Below are 24,121 nucleotides of genomic sequence, written 5' to 3'. Positions count from 1 at the left end.
GCTAACAGGGCGGACGTCCCGCGGCGAGGGCCGGCGGCCGTGTGGTTGCGGTGTGGGTGCGCTGTGGGTGTGCTGTCCCCGGCCCGACGCGAAGGCTGGGATCCGAGCGGCACGGTGCCGCCGTCATACGAGAGGAACCCATCATGTCCGCCGTCTCCACACCGGCCGCCCAGGCTCACGCCGCACCCGGCGCCCGCCGCACCGCCGCCTACGCTCGCCACCTCCGCGGCATCCTGCTCGTTGCGTTCACCCTGTCCGCCGGCCACACGGTCTACGCATGGGCCGCGGGGATCGAGGACCCCACGTTCACGGTGACCACGCCGCTCACCTGGGCGTTCTACGCCGTAGCGTTCGCCATCGCGTGGCTCGCGGGCCGTCGGGCCCGCTGGGCGCAGGCGACCGTGCTCGGCTACCTTACGCTCCTGCTCGGGATCTCGATCTTCTACTACCCGACCACCTTCGGACCGGCACAGCAGACCACCTTCGGGTGGTTCGAGAACGACGTCTACGTGGGACTGCTCCTCACCGCCGCCTACCTGGCGGTCCAGCGGCTGCGCGGTGCGACCATCCGCGAGGCCTGACGACGTTCGCGCCAGCGCTCGCGACCGGCGCGGAGCGGCGCGACAATCGCCGGGTGAGCCAGACCGTCGAGTTCGACGTCGCGGCGCCCCCGGACCGGGTCTGGGCGGTGCTGAGCAACGTCGACCTGTGGCCGGAGTGGACCCCGACCGTCACCTCGGTGACGAGGCCGGACCACGGGCCGCTCCGTGTCGGTAGCCACGCGAAGGTCACGCAGCCCCGGCTCGCGGACGCCGAGTACGTGGTGACCGAGGTGATCCCCGGCAGCTCCTTCACCTGGGAGGCGGCCCGTCCGGGCCTGCGGACCACGGCCATGCACCGGATCGAGCCGCTGCCCGACGGGGGAGCGCACGTCGCGCTCTCGATCGAGCAGCACGGGTTCCTCGGCCCCATGGTGGGCCGCCTGTACCGGGGGCTCACGGACGAGTACCTGCACAACGAGGCGAACGGCCTCAAGCACCGCTGCGAGGACGCCGCGTAGCCACGGCGCCCTCGCGCGTCATACCTGCTACCAGCGCGGCTTGCGCGACCCGCGGTCGTCGCGCCCGCCCCGGTCGTCACGTCCGCCGCGATCGTCACGTCCGCCGCGATCACGGTCTCCGTAGCCGCCGCGCGACCCCCCGCGGGAACCGCCGTCGCGGTCGCCGTAGCCGCCCCGCGACCCGCCGCGCTGCTCGCGCCGGCCCGAGTCGGGACGGATCTCGATGAGGCGACCGGAGATGCGGGTGCCGCGCAGGCGCTCGAGCGCCGACGGCGGCAGCGTGGACGGCAGCTCGACCAGGGAGAACTCGGGCAGGATCGTGATCTTGCCGAAGTCGCCGCGTGAGAAGCCGCCCTCGTTCGCGAGCGCGCCCACGATCTGGCGCGGCTCGACCTTGTGACGCTTGCCCACCTCGATGCGGTACGCGGTGAAGCCCTCGCCCGGGCCGCGCGACGCGCGACCGCCGCGGTCGTCCCGGCCGCCCCGCGCATCGTCCCCACGGTCATCCCGCGAGCGGCGGTCGGGGGCGAACGTCTGCCGGCGCGGCTCGTCGGCCGGGTCGAGCAGCAGCGGCGTCTCGCCCTGCGCGACCACGGCGAGCGCCGCGGCGACGTCCGCCTCGGGCACGTCGTGGTGCTCGACGTAGTGGGCGATGATGTCGCGGAACCTGCTGATGCGGTCGGACTGCTCGAGCGCGGCGGTGATCGAGTCGTCGAAGCGCGCCAGGCGGGTCGCGTTGACCTCGTCCGCGGACGGCCAGTGCATCTCGGTGAGCGGCTGGCGCGTGGCCTTCTCGATCGCGGTGAGCAGGCGACGCTCGCGCGGGGTGATGAAGCTGATCGCGTCGCCCGTGCGGCCCGCGCGGCCCGTGCGGCCCACGCGGTGGACGTAGGACTCGGTGTCGATCGGGATGTCGAAGTTCACGACGTGGCTGATGCGCTCGACGTCGAGGCCTCGCGCCGCGACGTCCGTCGCGACCAGGATGTCGAGCTTGCCGTCCTTGAGCTGCTTGATGGTGCGCTCGCGCTGCGCCTGCGCCACGTCGCCGCTGATGGCCGCCGCCGCGAGGCCGCGCGCACGCAGGCGCTCGGCGACCTGCTCGGTGTCGTTCTTGGTGCGCGTGAACACGATCATCGCCTCGAAGTTCTCGACCTCGAGCAGGCGCGTGAGGGCGTCCATCTTCTGCTGGTAGGACACGATGAGGTAGCGCTGCGTGATCGTGGACGACGTGGTCGTCTTGCGCTTGACGGTGATCTCCGCCGGGTCGTTCAGGTAGCGCTGCGACAGGCGGCGGATCGTCGCGGGCATGGTCGCGGAGAACAGCGCGACCTGCTTGTCGGCCGGCGTGGAGGCGAGGATCGTCTCGACGTCCTCCGCGAAGCCCATCTTGAGCATCTCGTCGGCCTCGTCGAGCACCAGGTACTTGAGCTCGGACAGGTCGAGCGTGCCCTTGTCGAGGTGGTCCATGATGCGGCCCGGCGTGCCCACCACCACGTGGACGCCGCGGCGCAGCGCCGACAGCTGCACGCCGTAGCCCTGGCCGCCGTACACGGGCAGCACGTGGACGCCCTTGATCTCGGCGGCGTAGCGCTCGAAGGCCTCGCATACCTGCAGCGCGAGCTCGCGCGTGGGGGCGAGCACGAGCGCCTGGGGCGCCTTCTGCGCCTTGTCGAGGCGCGCGAGGATCGGCAGCGCGAACGCGGCGGTCTTGCCGGTGCCGGTCTGGGCGAGGCCCACCACGTCGCGGCCCTCGAGCAGCAGCGGGATCGTCTCGGCCTGGATGGCCGAGGGGGTCTCGTATCCGACCGCCTTGAGGGACTTCAGGATGGGGCCGTCGAGGCCGAGGTCGGCGAAGGTCTGGGTGGGCTCGTCAGCGGCGTCGGTCTCGACGTTCTCGGAGGTCATGGGACAACCGTAGGCGTCGAAGGTCCCGAGCGTGGCATCGAGGGACGATGCGGGGGGTCGCCAGGCGTGGAAATGTGCCGGTTCGGCCCCGGGAGGGGCGGGATCAGGCCGGACGCGTCGCGTCCGCGGGCTCCGCGCGGGAAGCGTCGACCAGGTCGCGCAGCGCGTCCGCGCCGACGTTGGCGCCGAACGCGGGGGCGCCCGGCTGGAGGTGGCGCCCCTCGGCGAGCACGCCGATCGCGATGGCGTCGAAGCCGAGCGCGTCGATGAGGCGCGCGACGGAGGCCACCGCGTCCGCGTCGTCGCCGGCGAGCGCGATCGCGCGCCGGTCGGCCGCGCCGGCGGGCCGGGGGCCCTCGTCGAGGTCGTGGTAGCCCATGTGGTTGAACGCCTTGACCAGGCGCGAGCCCGACAGGTGCGCGGCGACCGTCTCGGAGGACGTGGTGCGCGGGTCCGTGAGGTCGTCGCGGACGCCGTCCACCTCCCACCAGTAGTTCATCGCGTCGACCACCAGCCGGCCCTCGAGCGCCGCCGCGGGAACGGTGCGGTGCTTGCCGAGCGGCAGCGCGAGGATGACGGCGTGCGCGGCGCCGGCCACCGCATCGGCCGTCGCGACCCGCGCGCCGGGCGCGAGGACGTCGACCGTCAGCGCGATGCGGGAGGGGTCGCCCGAGCCCGCGAGCGTGACCTCGTAGCCGGCCGCGACGGCGAGGCGCGCGAGCACGAGGCCGAGCTTGCCCGCGCCGAGGATGCCGAGCGTGCGGATCTCGCTCATGCGGCGTCCGCGAGCAGCTCGCGCACGCGCGGGATCACGGCGGTGCCGAACAGCTCGACCGCGCGCAGGCGGGACGACGCGGGCATCGCGCCCCCGCCGGTGTACACGAAGTCGAAGCGGCCGACGCCGAGGGCGCCGATGGCCGCGGCCATCTTCGCGGCGACCGTCTCGGGCGAGCCCACGTACAGCGACCCGTGCACCACCTCGGCGTCGAACTGGGCGCGCGTCATGGCCGGCCAGCCTCGCTCGGCGCCGATGCGGTCGCGCATCGCCTTGTAGCCCGGGAAGTACGACTCGCGCGCCTCCTCGTCGGTGGGCGCGATGAAGCCGTGGCTGTGCATGCCGACCGGGTGGGCGGTGGTGCCGAACTGGTCCGCCGCGCGGCGGTAGAGGTCGATGTACGGCGCGAAGCGACCCGGGTCGCCGCCGATGATCGCGAGCATGAGGCGCAGGCCGTGACGGGCGGTGCGCACGACGGACTCGGGGGAGCCGCCCACGCCCACCCACGTGGTGAGCGAGCCCGAGTCGGTCTTCGGGTACAGGTCCGCCTCGTGCAGCGGGGCGCGCGTGGTGCCCTCCCACGTGACCGGGCGCTCGGTCAGCAGGCGCGTGAACAGCTCGAGCTTCTCCTCGAAGAGCACCTCGTAGTCGGCGAGGTCGTAGCCGAACAGCGGGAACGACTCCGTGAACGAACCGCGGCCCAGGATCACCTCGGCGCGGCCGCCCGAGACGGCGTCGAGGGTGGAGAAGCGCTGGAACACGCGCACCGGGTCGTCCGAGGACAGCACCGTCACGGCCGACCCGAGCGTCACCCGCTCGGTGCGCGACGCGATCGCCGCGAGCACCATCTCGGGGGAGGAGATCGCGAAGTCGGGGCGGTGGTGCTCGCCGAGCGCGACCGCGTCGATGCCGACCTTGTCGGCCAGCGCCGCCTCCTCGACCACCTGACGGATCGACGCGGCGTGCGACATCGGCTCGCCCGAGTCGTGCAGCGGCAGGTCGCCGAAGGTCTCGACGCCGAACTGGACCGGCTGCGCGGGCGTGCTCATGGCGCCTGCTCCTCACTCGTGGCGGGTAGTTGAAGTGTCAACAAAAGAGCGTAGCCGGTGGCGGCGGTATTCCCGGCCGGGCGTGGGCTACCAGCGCGACGGCGCGTAGTCCTTGAGGAACACCCCGTGCAGGTCCTCGCCGGCCTCGCCGCGGACCACAGGGTCGTACACGCGCGCGGCGCCGTCGACCAGGTCGAGCGGCGCGTGGAAGCCCTCCTCGGCGAGCCGCACCTTGGTGGGGTGGGGGCGCTCGTCGGTGATCCAGCCGGTGTCGACGCTGGTCATGAGGATCCGGTCCGTCTCGAACATCTCCCGCGCGCTCGTGCGGGTGAGCATGTTGAGCGCCGCCTTCGCCATGTTGGTGTGCGGGTGACCGGGCCCCTTGTAGCCGCGCTCGAACACGCCCTCCATCGCGGAGACGTTCACCACGTAGGAGCGGCCGGTGGACGATGCGGTGGCCGCCGCCGCGAGCTGCGGCCGCAGGCGGTTGATGAGGATGAACGGCGCCGTCGAGTTGCACAGCTGGACCTCGAGCAGCTCGAGGGGCGTGACGTCGCCGACGGCCTGGATCCACGAGTTGGTGTCGTGGAGGTCGGGCACCAGCCCGCCCGCGTCGATCGCGGATCCGTCCGCGAGCCGCTCGAGCGACGACGAGCCGGGAGCGAGCGCGAGGTCGGTGAGGCGCTGAGCCTCGACGGCGGCCGCGCCGACGCCCAGCTCATCGAGGTGCGCGGAGGCGAGCAGCGGGTGCGTCGCCACGGAGGACTCGATGCTCAACGGGTGCGCGTCGCTGGTGCGTCCGAGCGTGAGCAGGTGCGGGCCGCGGCCGTCCTCCCACAGCCCGTGCGCGAGAGGGACGGACTCGGCGTCGACGAGCGGGGCGTACGCACCCGGGGAGCGGCGCACGGTCTGCGCGGCGTTGTTGATGAGGATGTCGAGCGGGCCGTGCGCCGCCACGGAGTCGGCGAGCGCGACCACCTGGGCGGGGTCGCGCAGGTCGATGCCGACCACCGTGACGCGGTGGAGCCACTCGGCGGCGTCGGGCATGGCGGCGAAGCGGCGGACCGCGTCGCGCGGGAAGCGCGTGGTCACCGTGAGGTCCGCGCCGTCGCGCAGGAGCCTCAGCGCGATGTGCATGCCGATCTTCGCGCGGCCGCCCGTGAGCAGGGCACGCCGCCCGCGCAGGTCGGTGCGCGCGTGGCGCTTGGCGTGACCGGTCTCCGCGCACGCGGGGCACAGCTGGTGGTAGAACGCGTCGACCTGCGTGTACTTCTGCTTGCAGATGTAGCAGGGGCGGGGCTTGAGGTACTCGCCCGCGGTCGGGGTCGCGGCGCGCGCCTCGAGGGTCAGCCCGCGCGTCTCGTCGTCGATGCGGTCGGCCGCGCCCGTCGCCGTCGCGGCGACCACGGCGCTGTCGGCGGTCGCGATGGCCGCGCGCCGCTCCTGTCGGCGGCTGCGCTTGACGGACTTGATCATGGCGGCGGTCGCGTTGCGCACGGTCGCGAAGTCGGGGTCGTCCTCGTCGACGTCGCTCAGCGAGGCCAGCACGCGCAGCGTGGTCGCGAGGTCGTCGGGGTCGATGCGGTGCTCGCGCGCGGCGGGGGAGGGGGTCTCGGACACCCGCTCGATTCTACCGATCTGCGCCGTAGACTCCGGTGCGGCGGAGCGATCGAAGGAGGTTGCCGTGCGCATCGTGGTGCTGGACGACTACCAGGGGGTCGCCGCCGGCTACGCCGACTGGGCGAGGCTGGGCGCGGAGGTGGAGTTCGTGCATCGTCCCCTCGAGGACGATGCGGACCTCGCCCGGGTCGCCGCCGGCGCCGACGTCGTGGTCGCCATGCGCGAGCGGACCGCGTTCACCGCGGCACGGGTGGCCGCGCTGCCGGACCTGCGCCTGCTCGTCACCACCGGCATGGCGAACGCGTCGATCGACCTGGACGCCGCGCGCGAGCGCGGCATCGTCGTGTGCGGCACGGAGTCGCCGGCGACCTCCACGCCCGAGCTCGCGTGGGGGCTCATCCTGGCCGTGCTGCGCCACATCCCGGCCGAGGACGCCCGCATGCGTGCCGGCGGGTGGCAGTCCACCGTCGGCGGCGACCTTGCGGGGCGGCGCCTCGGGATCGTGGGGCTCGGGCGTCTCGGCACCGCGGTCGCACGGGTCGGCCTCGCCTTCGGGATGGACGTGGTCGCGTGGAGCCAGCGGCTCGACTCGGCGCGGGCCGCGGAGGCGGGCGTGCGGGCCGTCGCGAAGGAGGAGCTGTTCTCCACCGCGGACGTCGTGACGGTCCACTACAAGCTGAGCGACCGCAGCAGGGGGATCGTCGGGGCCGGGGAGCTCGCGTCGATGCGACCGACATCGATCCTCGTCAACACCTCGCGCGGGCCGCTCGTCGACACCGACGCCCTGGTGGCCGCGCTGCACTCGGGACGCATCGCCGGCGCCGGCATCGACGTGTACGACGCCGAGCCGCTGCCATCGGACCACCCGCTGCGCTCGGCGCCGCGCACGGTGCTCACGCCGCACCTGGGCTACGTCACGGACGGCACCTACCGGGTGTTCTACCCGCAGGCGGTCGAGGCGATCGCCGCGTGGGCGGCCGGCGAGCCCCTCCGCCGACTCGCGTGACGACGGGCCCGCCCCCGAGGGGAACGGGCCCGCCGCATCGTGCCGGGTGGAACGCCGTCTACGACGGGTTGACCACGTCGACCGTCATCGCGCCTCCCGTGACCTGCGAGGTCACCGTCACGGACACGCCCTGTCCGGCGACGATCACGCCGCCGAGGGGGTTGGTGCCGCTGAAGTAGGCGTTCGGGTCGGTGTCGGTGAACGTCGCGGTCTGGGTGCCGGACGTGCCGACCGCCCCGACCGTCGCGATCGACTGGCTCTTGCCCTTGCCCACCAGGACCTCCTTGTGGAGCGTGACCGTGTCGATGTCCTGCAGGCCGAACGTGGCGTCGTAGGGCTGTCGGCGGTTGCTCGGCGCCGAGCCGTCCGGGTAGGTGAACTTCGCCGGGTGCGAGTCCACCGGGAGTGCCAGGCCGTGACCGGGGTGCTCGATGGTGTTGTTGTCCGAGTAGGACTCGTCGACCGCCCACACGAGCATGCCGTCCTGGAACGGGAAGTGCTCGACGTGGTCCGGCTTGGTGTAGGCCGCATCGAACTGGTACGGGCCGTGCTCGAGGGTGGCGTCGTAGCCCACGTACGTGCGGTTCTCCACGAGGTAGTAGCGGTCGCCCATGCTCGTCTCGGTGCCCGTCGACCGGGCGAAGCCGCCCGCGGGCGTCCAGCCGTTGTCGCCGGCCTCCACGTCGTCGGTCAGGAGGGTGGTGCCGCCGCTCTTGATGACGAGGTCGTCGAGGAACGCGCCCGCATAGTGCACGCCGCCGTCCGTCTGGTAGCGGAACCGGAGCTGGACGGGGCCGCCGCCGGGCACGCTGTACCGGAGCGTCGTCCACTTGTCGCGGGACGATCCGGACACGGGCTTGCCCAGCTGCGTCCAGTCCGTGCCGTTCGTCGAGTACTCGGCGTAGAGGTAGTCGTACCCGTCCTCGATGTCGTACCAGGCCTTGGCCGTGACCGTCGCGGACTTGATGCCGGTGAGGTCGAGCGTGCGGGTGAGCGTCGCGTTGAGGTCGTCGGCGCTGCCGGTCCACCACGCGTGCGTGCCCGACAGCGGGGTCGTGTACGTGCTGGTGATGCCGGCGTCGGGGACGTCGACCACGAGCGCCTGGGCCTGGCCGTCGGCCTGGACCGCCGCCGGGCTGAGCGTGTAGCTGCCCTCGGCGTCGGCGATCGTGTAGTCGAGCCAGCCGAGCTGCATCTTCTCCCACGGGCCCATGTAGTTGGGCGTGGTGCCGATGTCCTGGGTGCCGTCGCCCAGCCACGAGCCGCTGGACATCAGCGTCCAGAAGGACGTCGAGTTCTCGCCGCCGGCGGTGTCGTAGAAGTCGGGCAGGCCCAGGTCGTGCGCGAACTCGTGCGCGAACACGCCGAGGCCGCCGTTCTCCGCCTCGACCGTGTAGTCGCCGATCCAGTAGCCGGTGTCGCCGATCTGCGCGCCGCCGAACTTCACCTGGGTGCCGTCGACGGTCGGGCCGGTCTGGCCGAAGTCGGTGGCGTTGACGTACCAGCGGTGCGACCAGATCGCGTCGTCGCCCTGCGCGCCGCCGCCCGCGTCCTCGCCCTCGCCCGCGTGGACCGCCTGGAAGTGGTCCAGGTAGCCGTCGGGCTCGTTGAAGTCGCCGTCGTTGTCGTAGTCGTAGCGGTCCCACACGTCGTAGGACGCGAGCTCCGCCTTGATCTCGTCGTCGGTCTTGCCGGCCGCGACCTGCGCGTCGTACCAGGCGTTGCCCGAGTCCTCGATGAACTGCCACGCGCCGCCGTCGTCCTCGACGCTGTTGTCGCCGTACGTCGAGGCGTTGCCGGGCACCTGCACCCAGTCGCTCACCTCGCCGTCGACCGTGTAGTTGCCTGACGACTGCTTCGAGTAGAAGTCCGCGAAGGACTCGCCGGACCCGAAGAACAGGTCGGTGTAGTAGCCCTGGTTGAAGTCCGAGACCCAGTGCGTGCTGTTGTTGACCGAGCGGTCCGGCTCGGGGATCTCGTTGTGCAGCGGGCCCGGGACGTTGCCCAGCTTGCCGCTGCCCTGATCGCCGAACTCGGCCAGGATCGTGAAGACCTGGCCCGTGCCCGTGACGGCCGTCTGGTAGTACTTGTCCTTCTCGCCGTCCGCGGCCAGCGCCACGACGCCATCCTCGTCGGGGCTTGCCGCGCCGGACAGGATCAGCTCCTGCGCGGCCTTGCGCCGCTCGTCCTGGCGGGTGGTGAGCGGGCCGGGTCGGTTGTCGGGCCGCGACTCCGCGGCGCTGGTCGAGTCGGCGGTGTCGTCCGCCGGCGCGGCGATCGCCGCGGGCCCGAAGGCGCCGGCGACCAGGGTCGCGCCCGCCGCTGTAGCGGCGAGCCATCCTCGTGTTCTCTGCTCCACGTGAGCTCCTTGTGGGTGGTTGCCGTGGGGTGCCCTCAGCCACGGTGATTCGGACGCTAGCACGGAGCCCGGCCCGGCGGCAGGGTGAAATCCCTGGTGCGGGCGCATCGTTGCGCAAAGGCATAGGAATCATGTCAATCCCGGCGAGTCGCGGCGGGCTGGAGCCGTGCGCGGGGTCCGCGCCGCTACGGTGAGCGGGACGAAGGGGAGGGTCCGTGGTTCGTGTGGTGCGCATCGGCGCTCGATTGGATGTGGCCGGCGCGGCCGTGGGTCTTGCCCTGATGGCGTTGTCGCTGACGCCGTCGCTGCTGCCGCGGCCCGCGTGGGGTCAGGGCTTCGTGTCGGGCCTCGCGTTCGCGGTCGGCTACGGCGTGGGTGTGCTCGCGTGGCGCGGCATCGCGGCGCTGTCGCGCGGCCGCCTCCCGCGCGCCGCCGAGGCGCGCGCGTGGATCGTGATCCTCATCGGCCTGGCCGGCGCGGCGGTGCTCATGCCGTTCGCGCTGCGGTGGCAGGACTCGGTGCACGAGGCCGTCGGCATCCCCGACACCGACGGCTTCGACTGGCTCGTCGGCGTGATCTTCTTCGCGCTCGGCGCGTGGCTCGCGTTCGCGATCGGCCGCGGTGTCGCCGCCGGATACCGGCGCCTCCACGCGCTCATCGCGCCGCGCATGCCCGGCCGCGACGGCCGGCCCCGCGTGGCGGGCGGCGTGACGATCGGCGCGACCCTGGTCGCGATGCTCGTCGTGTTCTCGCTGGGACTGGGCGTGCTGTCGTGGCTGCTCACGCTCGCGTCCGAGCACGCGAACCGCCAGTACGACCCCGAGTACGCCCAGCCGACGAGCCCGCTGCGCTCGGGCAGCTCCGAGAGCCTCGTGAAGTGGGAGCAGGTGGGCAGCGAGGGCGCGAAGATCGTCGGCGGCGGCCCCACCGCCGCCCAGATCGAGGCCGTCACCGGTGTCGCCGCCGAGGAGCCCATCCGCGTCTACGTCGGCGTCGACGTGCCCGGCACCTTCGAGGAGAAGGCCCAGCTCGCGGTGCAGGAGCTCGAGCGCACAGGCGCGGCCGACCGGTCCGTGCTCATGATCGCCGGCACCACCGGCTCGGGCTGGCTCGACCCCGCCGCGATCGACGGCTTCGAGTACCTGCACGCGGGCGACACCGCCATCGTCTCGCTCCAGTACGGCGCGACCGGCAGCCCCGTGTCCGCCCTGCTCACCCCGGACCTGTCGCAGGACGGGACGTCCGCGCTCGTGCACGCCGTGACGGACTGGTGGGGCACGCTCCCCGCCGACTCCCGCCCGCAGCTCGTGGTCTACGGCCTCAGCCTGGGCAGCTTCGGGATCCAGGCCGCGTTCGCCGACCAGGCCGACCTGCAGTCGTCGACCGAGGGCGCGGTGCTCGCGGGCACGCCCTCGTTCACCCCCGTGTGGCAGGAGGCGCAGAACTCCCGCGACGCCGGCAGCCCCTACTCGCTGCCGGTGCTCGACGAGGGCGCGCATGTGCGCTGGTCCGACGCGTGGGGAGGGCTGGACACCCCCAGCGGGCCGTGGGAGGACACCCGGGTCGCGTACCTGCAGCACGGCAACGACCCGATCGTGTGGATCGGCCCGAGCGTGATCTGGTCGAAGCCCCAGTGGCTCCAGGACGGTCAGCGCTCCGATCAGGTGAGCCCCGATATGGTCTGGATCCCCGTCGTGACCGCCTTCCAAGGCGTGATCGACCTCATCCTGTCCACCGCCGTTCCCGAGGACGCCGGCCACAAGTACGGCAACTTGGCGGTCGACGCGCTGCACCAGGTGACGGGCGACGCGGGCCTGAGCGCCGATGCGGTCGCGCGGATCCGGCTGGTGATCGAGGAGTACGACACCTTCTCGCCGGTCGCCAACTGACCCTCACACACGCGCGCCGTTCCGTCCCGCGATCGGCCCGACTTTTGTCAGGTGAAACCGGGTTGCGCCCAGCAAACAACTGGGGTTGGATCGTGTCAGGTCCCAGGGACGATGCGGTCCCCGGGGTCAGGCGCGGCACGCGAGTCGCGCCGTCGCCCCGGCGTGTGCTGCGCGCGAGGCGGATCACCGTGACGCAAAGGAGCGCTCATGTGCGATGACATCCCGTCCTACCCGGAGACGGCGGGCACGAGCCGCCGCGGGCTGATCCGTGGCGCAGGGATCGCCGCGGCCGCCGCGGGTCTGATCGCCGCCGGTGGGAGTGCGGCGCAGGCCGCCCCGAGCGCGAACGGCTCCTCCCACGCGCCGCGCGCGCGGACCAGCTTCGTCCTGCTCGGCACTGCCGGAGGCCCCGTCGCGCTCGACGGCGCGCGCGCGGGCATCGGGTCCGCCGTGGTGTTCGACGGCCGCGAGTACCTGGTCGACCTGGGCCTGGGGACCATGGAGAAGCTCGCAGCCGCGGGCCTCCAGCCCTCGACCGACGTGGGCACCATCCTCACGAACGTCGAGGCGATCCTCTTCACACACCTGCACTCGGACCACTTCATGGACTGGCCGGCGCTGTGGGCCACGGGCGCGATGAACTCCACCGGGCGCACGGCTCCCATCCGCGTGCTCGGTCCCGGCGACCGCGGCGCGCTCGTGCCGATGTTCCCGCCGAGCGCCCAGCGGCCCGTCATCGAGGCCGCGGAGCCCACGCCGGGGATCTCGCAGCTCACGTCCTACCTGCAGAAGGCGTTCGCGCAGGATCTCAACGATCGGGTGCGGGACTCCGGCATGACGCCGCCGTCCCAGGTGTTCGACGTGACCGACATCGACGTGTCGGCCCTGTGGCCCGCGGTCGGCGACGGTCGCCCGCCGCGCGTGTCCCCCTTCGAGGTGTTCGCCGACGGCGACGTGCGCGTCACCGCCACGCTCGTCGACCATCACCCCACGGCGCCCGCGTTCGGGTACCGGTTCGACACCCCGGACGGGTCGATCGTGTTCTCGGGGGACACGGCCGTGAGCGAGAACCTCATCGAGCTGGCGGAGGGTGCCGACTACCTGGTGCACGAGGTCATCGACCCCGCCTGGGTCGAGACGATCGTCACGCGCGTGCCGCCGGCGGCACGGGACGGGCTGCGCCAGCACCTGCTGGGCGCCCACACCACGATCGCTCAGGTGGGTCCCGACGTCGCGGCGAAGGCGGGCGTCAAGAACCTGGTCCTGTCGCACATCGTCCCCGGCAACTGCAGCGAGCGGACCCTGCGGGCCGCGGCACAGGGGTTCGACGGCCGTCTCATCGTCGGCCAGGACCTCCTCAGCATCAACGTCGGCAAATAGCCTCGGCGGCGCCCTCCCGTGCTCACGCGGGGGAGGGCGCCGCCGAGGCGTCCATGAACCCGAACTGGAGGATGTTCCCGTCGGGGTCGCAGACCTGGCGCTGGTACATGAAGCCGTAGTCGGTGGCCGGCTCGTCCTCGGAGCCGCCCGCGGCGACGCCGGCGAGCACCGCCGCGTCCACGGCCTCGCGGCTGTCGAGGTAGACCGTCACGGCGGACACGGGGTTGACGCGTGGGTCGCCGATCGGCTTCTCGGTGAAGGACTGGAACAGGTCGCGGCTGACCGCCATGAGGTAGCTGTGACCCTCCTCGACCACGGCGCACGCGGCGGTGTCGGACGTGAGCTGCGAGTCGAGCGTGAAGCCGACGGCCACGTAGAACGCCTTCGTGCGCTCCAGGTCCGTCGCCGGCATGCTGACGAAGATCGCGGGCATCGTGACCCCCCGAGGTGGTGTGCGGACACTATGCCTTCCACCCTCGCCAGCCGCGGGCGGGGCGTCAAGGTGTCCCGGCGCATCGTGACGCGCGAGACCGCTACCGGTCCTCGCCGGGGACGCGCCAGGACGGCGCGGTGGTGGGCGTGTCGAGCCGGCGCATCGCCTCGCGGATCGCGGGCCCGACCAGGTCGCGCGCGTCGTCGAGGTGCCGGTCGAGCACGATCGCGGCGTTGATGAGCGCGAGGTGGCTGAATGCCTGCGGGAAGTTGCCCAGCTGCTCGCCGGTGAGCCCGATCTCCTCGGCGTACAGGCCCAGATGGTTGGCGTAGGTGTGCATCTTGCCGAACGTGAGCTCGGCCTCCTCGACGAACCCGGAGCGGGCGAGGGCGTCCACGTAGAAGAACGAGCACAGCGTGAACGTGCCCTCCGAGCCGGACAGGCCGTCGGGGGAGGCGCTGGGGTTGTAGCGGTAGACGAGGCTGTCCGACACCAGCTCGCCGCGCATCGCGCGCAGCGTCGACAGCCACATCGGGTCGAGCGGCGCGATGAACCCGAGGATGGGCATGAGCAGGAGCGACGCGTCCAGGACGTCGGTGTCGTCATGCTGCACGAAGGCGCCGCGCCGCCGGTCCCACCCGCGCTCCATCACCTGGCGGTAGATCGTGTCGCGCGCATCCATCCACCGCGCGAGCGGCGCGGGCCGGCCGTGCTTGCGGGCGAGCCGGATGCCGCGGTCGAGCGCGATCCAGCACATCACCCGCCCGTACGTGAAGCGCTGCGGCCCGCCGCGGGTCTCCCAGATGCCTTCCTCCGGCTGGTCCCAGTGGTCGCACAGCCAGTCCAGCAGCTCCGTGAGCTGCACCCATCCCGCGTGCGCCAGGTCGAGGCCTGCCTCGGCGGCCACGAAGATCGCCTCGAGGGCCTCGCCGTAGATGTCGAGCTGCACCTGGCCGGCGGCGCCGTTGCCGATCCGCACCGGCCGGGACCCGCGGTAGCCGGCCAGGTGGTCGAGGCTCTCCTCGGTGAGGTCGGACGTGCCGTCGACGCGGTACATGATGCGCAGCGGCCCCGACTCGGCGCCCGCGCCCTCGTGCACGCGATCCATGAGCCACACCCCGAAGGCGGCCGCCTCCTCGGTGTACCCGAGCCCGAGCAGCGCGTGCACGGAGAGGGACGCGTCCCGCACCCACGTGTACCGGTAGTCCCAGTTGCGCTCGCCGCCCACCTGCTCCGGTAGTCCCGCTGTCGGGGCGGCGACCAGCGCGCCCGTGGGCGCGTACGTCATGAGCTTGAGCGTCATGGCCGAGCGCCCCACCATCTCGCGCCAGCGCCCGCGGTAGGTCGACCTGCCGTTCCACTCGCGCCAGAACCGGCTGGTCTCACGCAGCAGCCGCTCCACCTCGGCGCGCGACACGCGCTCAGGTGCCGCTCCGCCGGTCTCGAGGACGGCGCCGGTGATGTCGCCCTCGCGCAGCTCGCCGGTGATGCGCAGCGCGCCGCCGTCCGCGACGAGGGCGCCCGACCTGCCGTCCCCGTGCATGACGACGTCCCCGATGCGGTGCACCGTGAGGGAGACGCCGCCGGCCACGAACCGTGCCCCCTCGTCGCTCAGGTCCTCGATCGTGTGACGGGCGCGCCCGTAGTCGAGGCCGGGCAGGATCTCGCCCTCGAAGCGCATCGTGCCCCGCACCACCCGCACGAGGCGCACGATGCGGTGCCGGTCGGTCGGCTCGTGACCCACGACGGGCATGAAGTCGACCACCTCGCCCACGCCCTCGTCGGTCATGAACCGGGTGACGAGGATCGCGGTGTCCGGCAGGTACAGCTGGCGCGTCACGTGGTCGGCGCTGACGGGGCGAATCCGGAAGCAGCCGCCGCGGTCGGCGTCGAGCAGGGACGCGAACATGCTCGGCGAGTCGAAGCGCGGCGCGCAGAACCAGTCGATGGTGCCGTCCGTGGACACCAGCGCGGCGGTCTGGAGGTCGCCGATCAGGCCGTGGTCCTCGACGTTCGGATACTCGGGCATGCGACCCCCTCGGTGTCCCTGTTCATGCTGGCACGCGTGGCCGCCGACGGGAAATCGGGGCCCGTACCGCGTCCGTCGTACGCCCGGATGCCTGCGGCGGGACGATGCGCCGCGCGCCTCGTCGCGGAACCCTGGACGCATGCCCGAGGACACCACCGCAGCAGCACCCGCGCCCATCGATCCGACCGGCGCGCGCGGCGTAGGTCAGGAGGGTGCCGCCCACGTCCCCTCGATGGCTACCGCGCGGCCCAGGATCCGCTCCGCCGCGCGGTGGCCCGAGCGCATCGCCGCGGGCACGGTGGCCGGGTCGTCGGTCCAGGTGGCCTCGCCCGCGAGGTGGAGCACCCCGCCGACCGGCGTGGCGAGCGCGTCGTGGTCGGCGGTGGTCGAGCCCACGGTCATGAACGCGTAGGAGCCGCGCGCGAACGGGTCCGCGTGCCAGGCGGTGACGTCGACTCGGCTGGGCTCCTCGGTGCGCTCGCCGTAGAGGCGCCGCAGCTGCGCGAGGACGGACGCGGCCACCTCGGCGTCCGACCAGCCCTCGATGGCGCGCGCCGCCGGCCCGGCGGCGAAGGTCAGCAGGGTCGGGGTGCCGTGGAGCGGCGTGAGGTCGTACCAGGAGTGCCACCAGCGGCCCTCGGGCCCCTGCTGACGGATCGCGTACTGGCCCTCGCCCCAGAATCGGGTGGGGAAGCGCAGCACCACCTTCTCGAAGCGGTTCATCTCGAGCCGGCTCAGCGCTCCCGCGACCACGTCCGGCAGCGGCGGCGAGATCGCGAGGTCGCCGGACCTGAGCACGCCCACCGGGACCGTGAGCACGGCCGTCGTCGCGACGAGGGTCTCGCCGCCCGCGGTCACCCGTACCTCGTCGCCCGACCACTCCACACGGGTGACCGTGCGCCCGAGGCGGACGTCGAGACCCTCGGCCAGGGCGATTGGCAGCCGGTCGTAGCCGTCAGGGAACACGACCTCGTCGCCGTCGACCGAGTCGTCGTCCAGGCCGTGGGCGGCCAGGTCCTCGATCCACGCCCCGTACTGCTCCTCGGAACGGTGCTCGAGGAGCTCGCGGACCCGCTGCGCACGCGCGGCACCCCAGCTCTGCGCCGCGAGGGCGCGCTCGGTGACGTCGCGGTACGACTCGTCGGCGCCCGAGGAGGCGATCGCGTCGGCGAGCGCGGCGTCGACCGTGCGCACGTCGGCCACGAAGGCGCGCACCGCATCGTCCGTCATGCGGACGCCCTCGGGGGAGAAGTACGCGATCGGGCGGCCGTCCACCTGGTAGCTGCCGACCGTGAACTCGGCGGTGCGCATGCCGAGCGCACCGGCGGCGGTCGCGACCGGCTCATCGGTCACGCCGTGGATCCACGAGGCGCCCAGGTCCGTCACGGTGCCGCCGGCGCGTCGCGTCCACACGCGCCCGCCGACGCGGTCGCGCGCCTCGAGCACCACGACGGTGCGGCCCTCGCGCGCGAGCAGCCGCGCGGCGGTGAGGCCGGACACGCCGGCCCCGATGACGATGGTGTCGACGTGGTCCATGTGCTGCGGTGCTCCATCGCGGGTGCCGGGTGGTCGCTCGCGACGCTAGCCCACGCGGCGTCGGCGCGCGCGGAGGCGTGCGAGCCTTGCGCGAATGTGAGTCGCGGTTAACATATGGCGTGGACGCCGCGACGAGGCGGCGCCCGGGTGGAGGCACGCATGACGCTCGACGCACCGACCCTCGCCGCCGTGGCGCACACCCCCGGCGCGTCACCCGTCGCCGTCGAGGTCAGGCTCGACGCGCTCCGCGACGACGAGGTGCTCGTCGACGTCGCCGCCTCCGGCATCTGCCACACCGACCTCACCGCGATCGACGGGGGAGCGCCGTTCGACCTGCCCGCCGTGTTCGGGCACGAGGGCGCCGGCACCGTCGCCGCGGTCGGGCGCGACGTCACCCACGTCGTCCCCGGCGACCGCGTGGTGCTCACCTTCGACGCGTGCGGCGCGTGCGGGCGCTGCCGGGCCGGGCACCCCGCCTACTGCCGCGAGTTCGCGCTGCGCAACTACCGCGGGGTCCGCCCCGACGGCTCGCGCACGCTATGGGGGAGGGACGATGCGCCGGTGGCCGGGGCATGGATGGCCCAGTCCTCGTGGGCGACGCGGGCCATCGCGCGCGCGACCAACGTGGTCCCCATCGGCTCTGACATCCCCTTCGCGCTCGCCGCACCGCTCGGGTGCGGCGTCCTCACCGGCGCCGGAACGGTCCTCAACGTCCTGCGCCCCGGGCTCACGGACCGCATGCTGGTGGTCGGCGCGGGCACGGTCGGGCTCGCGGCCGTCATGGCCGCCCGGGCGTCCGGCTGCGCCTCCGTCACCGTGGTCGAGCCGGACCCGCGCCGGCGCGCGTTGTCGCTCGAGCTGGGCGCGACGGACGCCGTCGCCGCCGATGGCCTCGACCCGCGCGGCGCCCGCTACGACCTCGCGCTCGACACGGTCGGCACCACGGACGCGCTCGGGGCGGCGCTGGGCGCCCTGGCCTCGCCGGGCACGTGCGCCACGGTGGCGCTGCGGCACGGCGCCAACCCCGTCACGGTGAGCCAGACGGCGCTCCTGTGGGGGCGCACGCTCACCGGCGTCATCGAGGGCGACGCGACGCCCGCGCGCGACGTGCCCACGCTCGTCGCCCTGTGGCGCGCCGGTCTCTTCCCGCTCGAGCGCCTCGTCACGACCTTTCCGTTCGCGCGCATCGACGCCGCGATCGCCGCCGCGCGCTCGGGCGAGGCGGTCAAGGCGGTGATGCTCATGGCCGAGGAGCCCGCGCGCGAGGCTCCGGCGGCGGCCGGCACCGCGGCCGATCGCGTCCGCGCGCTCGCGGCGACCGGCGCGGGCGACCCCGACGAGCTGACCGCCCTGTGGGACGTGCTGCCCGCGGTCGGGGCAGCCGACCTGACCGGGCTGTGGCGCGGCACGGGCATCGACACGGGCCACCGGATCCACCGCGCGCTCGGCCGGGCCCGCTGGTTCGGCAAGAACTTCGTCGACGCCGAGCACGTGCAGCCGATCGTGTGCCGCGCGGAGGACGGCTCGCTCGTCTCCGACGTCGCGCTGAGCGGCGGCGGCGCATGGCTCGGCGACACGGCGCACCGCGGGAGGGTCACCGCGACGATGACCTACGACGCGCGGCCCATCCACGACCACCTCGTGCGGGTCGACCAGGACACGCTGCTCGGCGTGATGGCCGGCCGGGGCGCGCGCGACGAGGGGCGCCCCTACTTCTTCCTGCTCGAGCGCGAGCCGGGCGAGCCCCCGGGCCCGCTGCCCGAGCGCGAGGCGCGATCCTAGCCGTGCACGGGTGTCCCCGAGGGGTCCATCACCCACCAGATGCCGCCGACGCCCTGGCCGTGGGTCTGACCCGGCTGGGTGTCGCCGGAGTAGTAGTAGAGCGGCCAGCCGTTGAGGGTCACCTGGGGCTCGCCGTCGCCGCCCGTGATGGTGCCGACGGTCCCGGTGACGCCGGTCACCGCGGGCGCGGCGCTGCCGGCGTGCACGGGCGGCCAGGTCGCGAGGCACGACCCGGTGCAGGCCGAGGTGCCCGAGCCCTGCGTGTCGGCGTCGTACTGGTACACGACGGTGCCGTCGCCGTCGACGACGATGGTGCCGAGCGGCGAGTCCGCGGTCGCCAGCGATGCCGCGACGGCGCCGCTGGCAGGGCCGGTGGTGGGCGACGGGGACGTGCCGGAGCCGTAGCCGGGGGTGCCCGAGCCGCCGCCCGAGGAGCAGGCGGCGAGCGCGAGCGACGCGGCGGCGACGACGGTGAGACGAAGGGCGGTGCGGGGGGACATGGCGAGCCTTTCCGACGGGACGGTCACCCGGGACACGAGGCGCGCGGCGCGCCGGTTCAGCCGGCGACCGGGGACTCGAGCACGGGGTCGCCGGCCGCGGTGACGATGCGCGCCGACGCGATCTCGTCGATCGGCAGGGCGGTGGCGGCGTCGACGTGCACGGTGCGTCCGGGCACGCCGGTCCAGGTCGCGACCTGGCTGACCGCGCCGTCGGTGCCGGTCACCTCGAGCGCGTAGGCCGCCGCGCCGTAGTCGGTCGTGCCGGCCGGGTAGCCGCAGGTCATCGCGATGCGTGTGCCCCAGTCGGCGGCCTCGAGCGTGAGGCTCGCGGTCATGCCGGTGTCCGCGACCGGCGTCATCGCGACGGCGACCGGCGGCGGGCCGGGGGAGTCGAGCGCCGCGGGGACCCCGACCGCGAGCGCGGCCGCGGCGGCCACGGCGAGGGCACCCGTGACGATCCGCCGGCGGACGGTGCGACGGCGCGACGCCCGCCGCCGCCCGACCCGCGCGACGAGGTCCTCCGGTGGCTCGGGGGAGGCCTTCGCCGCATCGTCCCCGAGCAGGGGGCGGGCGCGGCCCAGCAGGCCGGGCACCACCGCGAGGGAGGCGACCGCGTCGCGGCAGGCGGGGCAACCGGCGAGGTGGGCCTCGAACGCACGCCGGTCGGCGGGGGTGAGCGAGCCCAGCACGTAGGCCGCGTCCCAGTCCGCGTACGCCGCGTGGTCGACCGTCATCGCGTCACGCCCCTCTCCTCGAGCGCGAGCCGCAGGGCGCGCAGCCCGTAGTGCAGGCGGGACTTCACGGTCCCCTCCGGGATCCCGAGCGCGCCGGACAGCTCGGCGGTCGACAGCCCGCCGAAGTAGGCGCGCACGATCACGGCGCGGTGATCGGCGCTGAGCGTCGCCATCGCCTCCGCCACGAGCAGCGCGTCGAACAGCGCGTCCTCCGCGCCGTCGGCGGGGCGGTCGGGGACGTTCTCGCGCGGCGCCTCGTGCCTGCGGCGGGCGCTGCGGGCGTCGTCGATCACCAGGTGGCGCGCGACCGTGATGAGCCACGACCGCGTCGACGCCGGGTCCTGCTCCAGGATCCGTGGCGTCCGCCACGCGCGCAGCAGCGTCTCCTGGACCACGTCGTCCGCGGCGGCGGCGTCGCCCGTGAGGTGCGTGACGTAGCGCCACAGCACCGCGGCGTGCTGGTCGTGCAGCTCGCGCAGCACCGACTCCCTGTCGACAGGCATCCGCCCTCCCACGGGTTCAACGATGCGCGCCGCCCGGCGGTTCACCGCGGCCGCGCTAGGGTCGGGACGAAGCCGAGTCGAAGGAGACCGCCCATGCCCACCATCGCGATCATCGGAGCAGGCCCGGGCCTGGGTGCGGCCGTGGCCCGCAGGTTCGGGCGCGAGGGGTTCTCGGTCGCGCTGGTCGCGCGCGACCAGGCCAAGGTCGACGCGCTCGCGACCGGGCTCGCCGAGGCGGGCGTCACCGCGCGCGGCTACGCCGCCGACGTGCGCGAGCCCGGCGCGCTCGAGTCGGCGCTCGCGGACGCGGCCGCCGAGCTGGGGCCCGTCACGGTGCTCCAGTACAGCCCGCTGCCGTCGCGCGACTACCTCAAGCCGGTGCTCGACCTCACGCCCGAGCTGGCGCTCGAGGCCCTGTCGTTCTCGGCGCTGGGCCTCATCCGCGCGGCCCGCGCCGTCCTGCCCGGCATGCGCGCGGCGGGCGAGGGAAGCATCGTCCTCATCAACGGAGGCACCTCGGTCAAGGCCCGTCACGACTTCGCCGGCACGTCGGTCGCGTTCCCCGCCGAGAGCGCGTACGGCGAGATGCTGCACGATGCGCTCGCGGACGAGGGCGTGCGCGTCGCGCAGCTGGTGATCCCGGGGGCGATCCCGAAGCTGCGGTACACGCTCGACGAGGTCGCGGACCGCATCTGGGACCTGCACCTCGAGGACGGCGCCTTCCGGTCGATGCTGATCCCGCTCGACGAGGGCCGCGAGTAGGGGCGGCGCCGCCCCCGCGGACGTAGGCTCGAGGAGAGGTGATGACCATGACCGCCACGAAGCCGTTCATCGCGTTGTCCGCCTACGCCGACGCCCCGGTGCATGCGGCGTTCGAGTACTGCCGCGACCCGCGCAACCTGCACGACGGGGACCCGATCGAGGTCGTGGACGTGGAGGCGACCGCGGACGGGGTCGGGACCACGGCGCACATGGTCTACCCGGCGCCGTTCCCCGTCGACGAGGACGTCGACGTGACGTTCACCGAGGTGGTGCCGGACGCGCGGATCGTCTACGAGGCCCACCCGAGCCTGTGGCTGCGCGGCCACCACCGGCCGCACCACGACCTCCCGGTCGACACGTTCGTGTGGACGTTCGCGGCCGAGGACGCGGGCACCCGGATCGGGGTGGAGGTGCACGTCGGCGACCCGACGCTGGGCTCGCGGCTCGCCAGGCCGTCGATGCGGGACGTCGTCGAGGCGCGCCTCGACCGCGTGGTGGCGCACCTCGAGGGCGCCGGCTCCGAGTAGGGCCGGCGTCAGCCCTCGACGATGACGAGCTCCCGGGTCGCGCGTGTCATCGCCACGTAGCGGTCCACCGCGCCCGAGAGCCCGGTGCCGAACGCCTCCGGCTCGACGAGCACGACGAGGTCGAACTCGAGCCCCTTGGCGTCCGCGGGGCCGAGGGACCGCACCCGCTCGCCGTCGGGGATCGACGGGTCGCCGATGACGCACGCCACCCCCTCGTCGTGCGCGGCCAGCCACGCCTCGAGGAGCGCGTCCAACGCGGCCCGCGGCCGGCGCGCCACCGGGAGTCCGCCGGTACGGATCGACTCGGGCACGTTCGCGTCCGGCAGCTCCGCGAGGATGACGGGGGCGGCCTCGGCCATGATCTCCGCGGGCGTGCGGTAGTTCACCGACAGCGGCGACCGGCGCACGTCGCGCATCCCGACCCGCGCCAGCCGCTCCTCCCAGGTCTCGGCGAAGCCGTGGCGGGCCTGCGCGCGGTCGCCCACGATCGTGAGGCTGCCCGAGGGGCACCGGCGCAGGAGGCTGCGCCACTCGGCGTCGGTGAGCTCCTGCGCCTCGTCGACCACGAGATGGGCGAACGGGCCCGCCAGCCGGTCCGCCGCGGCTCCGGGATCGGCGACGCTGGCATCGAGCTGCGCCTTGAGGTCCTGCCCCCGCAGCATCGACATGACACGCAGCTCGGTGTCGTCGTTCGCGATGAGGTCCTCGACGATGGACGCCATCTGGGCCCGGTGCGCGTCGCGCCGCGCGGCCTCGGCGCGGCGCCTCCGCGCCGCCTCGGGGTCGCCGAGCCGGTGCCGCGCCGTGTCAATGAGCGGCAGGTCAGCCACGGTCCACGCCGCGTCGGGGTCCCGGCGGAGCGACGCGGCCTCGGCCGCGGAGAGCCAGGGTGCGCATCGTCGCAGGTAGGCCGGCACCTCCCAGAGATCGGCGACGATGTCCGCCGCCTCGAGGATGGGCCACGCGCGGCCCATTGCCTCGACCAGGTCGCGGTGGCGCGAGAGCGCGAGCCTCACCGGCTCGTCCGGTTCGTCGTAGCCCAGCCCGTACGCGTCGAACTGGTCCTCCCGACGGGTCTCCTCGTCCGCATCGTCCCCGCGGAAGCGCCGCACCAGGATCCCGAGCAGGGCCTGCCACACCTCGTCGCGCGCGTCGTTGTGCGGCGTGCCGGGCTCCGGCGCGGCGAAGGCCTCGGCCCAGTCGCGCGCGGTGACGCGGACCTGCTCGTCGGCGATGTCGAGCACCAGCGGTGCGGTGGGAGGCTCCTCGTAGAGGGCGACGGCCGCCTCGACCGCGAGGTCCAGCGACGCCTTGAGCCGCGCGACCTCGGGATCGGTCTCGGGTGCGGCGCCGTCACCCTCCGGCACCAGGTCGGTGACGGTGCACGTGCGCACCGAGTCCTCGCCGAGGCTGGGCAGCACGTCCGCGATGTAGGCGAGGTACGGCCGGTGCGGGCCCACGACGAGCACGCCGCCGCCCTGCGCGGCCAGCCGCGCGTCCGCGTACGTGAGGTAGGCGGCGCGGTGCAGCGCGACCACCGTCTTGCCGGTGCCGGGCCCGCCGTCGACCACGAGCGCGCCCGCGGACGAGGCGCGGATGATCCCGTCCTGGTCGGCCTGGATGGTGGCGAGCACGTCGCGCATGCGTGACGACCGGCTCGCGCCGAGGCTCGCCATGAGCGCGGCATCCTCGTCGAGCGCCGACGCGGCGGCCGCGCCCTCGCCGAACGGCTCGTCCCAGTAGTCGACGATGCGCCCGCGGCCCCACCGGTAGCGGCGCCGGCTCGCGAGGCCCATCGGCCGCGCGGCCGTCGCCCCGAAGAAGGGCTCGGCGGCGGGGGAGCGCCAGTCGACGAGCAGGCGGCCGCCGTCGCGGTCGGTCAGCCCGAGCCGCCCGATGTAGGTGACCTCGCCGTCCGCGGCGACGATGCGCCCGAGGCACAGGTCCAGCCCGTAGCGCTCCAGCGTGCGCACCCGCGAGGCCAGGCGATGCACCTCCAGGTCGCGCTCGACGGTCGCCTGGCCACCACCGCCGGGCTTGAGCCGCTCGTCCTCGAGGCGCGTGCGGAGGTCGGCGACCTGGGTCGCGACCGCGGCCGCCACGCGCGCGAGGTGACGCGCGTCGGCGTCGATCAGCGAGGGCTCGGCCTTCGCGGCGAGGCGCGCCGGCAGGGCGAAGACGTCATCGGTCATGGGGATCCTCCGGTTCTCAGCATGGCGGGCGGGCGGCGGGCGCGCGCGGCACGGCCGCCGATTCTCCTCCTCGAGGGGGG

General features: G+C 73.8%; 20 protein-coding genes. 8 read left to right on the top strand and 12 right to left on the bottom strand.

Features of this window, described 5'->3' with window-relative positions; translation table 11 throughout:
• Positions 1-143: 143 nt before the first annotated feature.
• Together AOM04_RS14985 and AOM04_RS14980 are read left to right on the top strand one after the other, a co-directional pair.
• On the top strand, positions 144-581 hold the full coding sequence (locus AOM04_RS14985; RefSeq protein WP_062464716.1) for a hypothetical protein: 438 nt from the start codon (positions 144-146) through the stop codon (positions 579-581).
• A gap of 53 nt (positions 582-634) precedes the next feature.
• Entirely contained in the window at positions 635-1,060 is a 426-nt protein-coding gene (locus AOM04_RS14980) for an SRPBCC family protein (protein ID WP_062464715.1), read from the top strand.
• 27 nt (positions 1,061-1,087) lie between these two features.
• On the opposite strand, the gene AOM04_RS10390 is transcribed toward AOM04_RS14980, so the two are convergent.
• From AOM04_RS10390 to AOM04_RS10375, 4 genes are all read right to left on the bottom strand, one after another.
• On the bottom strand, positions 1,088-2,965 hold the full coding sequence (locus AOM04_RS10390; RefSeq protein ID WP_062464714.1) for a DEAD/DEAH box helicase: 1,878 nt from the start codon (positions 2,963-2,965) through the stop codon (positions 1,088-1,090).
• A gap of 103 nt (positions 2,966-3,068) precedes the next feature.
• Positions 3,069-3,740 carry an NADPH-dependent F420 reductase gene (locus AOM04_RS10385; RefSeq protein WP_062464713.1) on the bottom strand — a complete coding sequence of 224 codons (672 nt, stop codon included), beginning with the start codon at positions 3,738-3,740 and terminating at the stop codon, positions 3,069-3,071.
• Positions 3,737-4,789, bottom strand: coding sequence for an LLM class flavin-dependent oxidoreductase (locus AOM04_RS10380; RefSeq protein WP_062464712.1), 1,053 nt, complete (start codon positions 4,787-4,789; stop codon positions 3,737-3,739). The genes AOM04_RS10385 and AOM04_RS10380 overlap by 4 nt, the downstream gene beginning before the upstream one ends.
• 87 nt (positions 4,790-4,876) lie before the next feature.
• Positions 4,877-6,409, bottom strand: a complete 1,533-nt coding sequence (locus tag AOM04_RS10375) for an SDR family NAD(P)-dependent oxidoreductase (protein WP_062464711.1) — start codon at positions 6,407-6,409, stop codon at positions 4,877-4,879.
• Positions 6,410-6,473: 64 nt separating this feature from the next.
• On the opposite strand from AOM04_RS10375, the gene AOM04_RS10370 reads away from it, so the two are divergent.
• The gene (locus AOM04_RS10370; protein ID WP_062464710.1) at positions 6,474-7,415 is read left to right on the top strand and encodes a D-2-hydroxyacid dehydrogenase family protein; all 942 of its coding nucleotides are present in this window, start codon (positions 6,474-6,476) and stop codon (positions 7,413-7,415) included.
• A 58-nt stretch (positions 7,416-7,473) separates the two neighbouring features.
• Here the strand turns inward: AOM04_RS10370 and AOM04_RS10365 are convergent, their stop codons facing one another.
• Entirely contained in the window at positions 7,474-9,774 is a 2,301-nt protein-coding gene (locus AOM04_RS10365; RefSeq protein WP_062464709.1) for an immune inhibitor A domain-containing protein, read from the bottom strand.
• Positions 9,775-10,055: 281 nt separating this feature from the next.
• On the opposite strand from AOM04_RS10365, the gene AOM04_RS10360 reads away from it, so the two are divergent.
• Both AOM04_RS10360 and AOM04_RS10355 read left to right on the top strand, forming a co-directional pair.
• A complete protein-coding gene (locus AOM04_RS10360) occupies positions 10,056-11,663 on the top strand; it encodes an alpha/beta-hydrolase family protein (protein WP_062464708.1) in 1,608 nt (535 codons plus the stop codon).
• Positions 11,664-11,870: 207 nt separating this feature from the next.
• Positions 11,871-13,043, top strand: a complete 1,173-nt coding sequence (locus tag AOM04_RS10355) for an MBL fold metallo-hydrolase (protein ID WP_062464707.1) — start codon at positions 11,871-11,873, stop codon at positions 13,041-13,043.
• Positions 13,044-13,065: 22 nt separating this feature from the next.
• Here AOM04_RS10355 and AOM04_RS10350 read toward each other — a convergent pair whose 3' ends face one another.
• The 3 genes from AOM04_RS10350 to AOM04_RS10340 all read right to left on the bottom strand — a co-directional run bounded on the left by AOM04_RS10350 (position 13,066) and on the right by AOM04_RS10340 (position 17,041).
• Positions 13,066-13,476 (bottom strand): VOC family protein, encoded by a 411-nt coding sequence (locus AOM04_RS10350; protein ID WP_062464706.1) that lies wholly within the window; start codon positions 13,474-13,476, stop codon positions 13,066-13,068.
• A 100-nt stretch (positions 13,477-13,576) separates the two neighbouring features.
• Positions 13,577-15,505, bottom strand: a complete 1,929-nt coding sequence (locus tag AOM04_RS10345; protein WP_082104572.1) for a glycoside hydrolase family 15 protein — start codon at positions 15,503-15,505, stop codon at positions 13,577-13,579.
• A 204-nt stretch (positions 15,506-15,709) separates the two neighbouring features.
• Positions 15,710-17,041: a flavin monoamine oxidase family protein gene (locus AOM04_RS10340; protein WP_062464705.1), complete on the bottom strand. Its 1,332-nt coding sequence runs from the start codon at positions 17,039-17,041 to the stop codon at positions 15,710-15,712.
• Positions 17,042-17,200: 159 nt separating this feature from the next.
• Between AOM04_RS10340 and AOM04_RS10335 the strand changes: the two genes are divergently transcribed.
• Positions 17,201-18,823, top strand: a complete 1,623-nt coding sequence (locus AOM04_RS10335; RefSeq protein WP_082104571.1) for an alcohol dehydrogenase catalytic domain-containing protein — start codon at positions 17,201-17,203, stop codon at positions 18,821-18,823.
• On the opposite strand, the gene AOM04_RS10330 is transcribed toward AOM04_RS10335, so the two are convergent.
• The 3 genes from AOM04_RS10330 to AOM04_RS10320 are packed head-to-tail and all read right to left on the bottom strand — an operon-like array spanning position 18,820 to position 20,560.
• Positions 18,820-19,323 (bottom strand): COG4315 family predicted lipoprotein, encoded by a 504-nt coding sequence (locus AOM04_RS10330; RefSeq protein ID WP_062464704.1) that lies wholly within the window; start codon positions 19,321-19,323, stop codon positions 18,820-18,822. The genes AOM04_RS10335 and AOM04_RS10330 overlap by 4 nt on opposite strands.
• Before the next feature lie 56 nt (positions 19,324-19,379).
• Entirely contained in the window at positions 19,380-20,057 is a 678-nt protein-coding gene (locus AOM04_RS10325) for a zf-HC2 domain-containing protein (RefSeq protein ID WP_062464703.1), read from the bottom strand.
• Positions 20,054-20,560 carry a sigma-70 family RNA polymerase sigma factor gene (locus tag AOM04_RS10320; protein ID WP_062464702.1) on the bottom strand — a complete coding sequence of 169 codons (507 nt, stop codon included), beginning with the start codon at positions 20,558-20,560 and terminating at the stop codon, positions 20,054-20,056. The genes AOM04_RS10325 and AOM04_RS10320 overlap by 4 nt, the downstream gene beginning before the upstream one ends.
• 93 nt (positions 20,561-20,653) lie before the next feature.
• Here AOM04_RS10320 and AOM04_RS10315 point away from each other — a divergent pair, with 93 nt between their 5' ends.
• Together AOM04_RS10315 and AOM04_RS10310 are read left to right on the top strand one after the other, a co-directional pair.
• Positions 20,654-21,322, top strand: a complete 669-nt coding sequence (locus AOM04_RS10315; RefSeq protein ID WP_062464701.1) for an SDR family NAD(P)-dependent oxidoreductase — start codon at positions 20,654-20,656, stop codon at positions 21,320-21,322.
• Between the two features lie 47 nt (positions 21,323-21,369).
• Complete coding sequence (locus tag AOM04_RS10310) at positions 21,370-21,849, top strand: SRPBCC family protein (protein ID WP_169816436.1); 480 nt, start codon at positions 21,370-21,372, stop codon at positions 21,847-21,849.
• 8 nt (positions 21,850-21,857) lie between these two features.
• On the opposite strand, the gene helR is transcribed toward AOM04_RS10310, so the two are convergent.
• A complete protein-coding gene (helR, locus tag AOM04_RS10305) occupies positions 21,858-24,041 on the bottom strand; it encodes an RNA polymerase recycling motor ATPase HelR (protein WP_062464699.1) in 2,184 nt (727 codons plus the stop codon).
• Positions 24,042-24,121: the final 80 nt, after the last annotated feature.

Origin of the sequence: Demequina soli, from assembly GCF_000971195.1 — a bacterium.
GTDB classification, from domain to species: Bacteria; Actinomycetota; Actinomycetes; order Actinomycetales; family Demequinaceae; genus Demequina; species Demequina soli.
The sequence above is the reverse complement of the archived record's forward strand: the minus strand, read 5'-3'. Positions and strand labels throughout refer to the sequence as shown.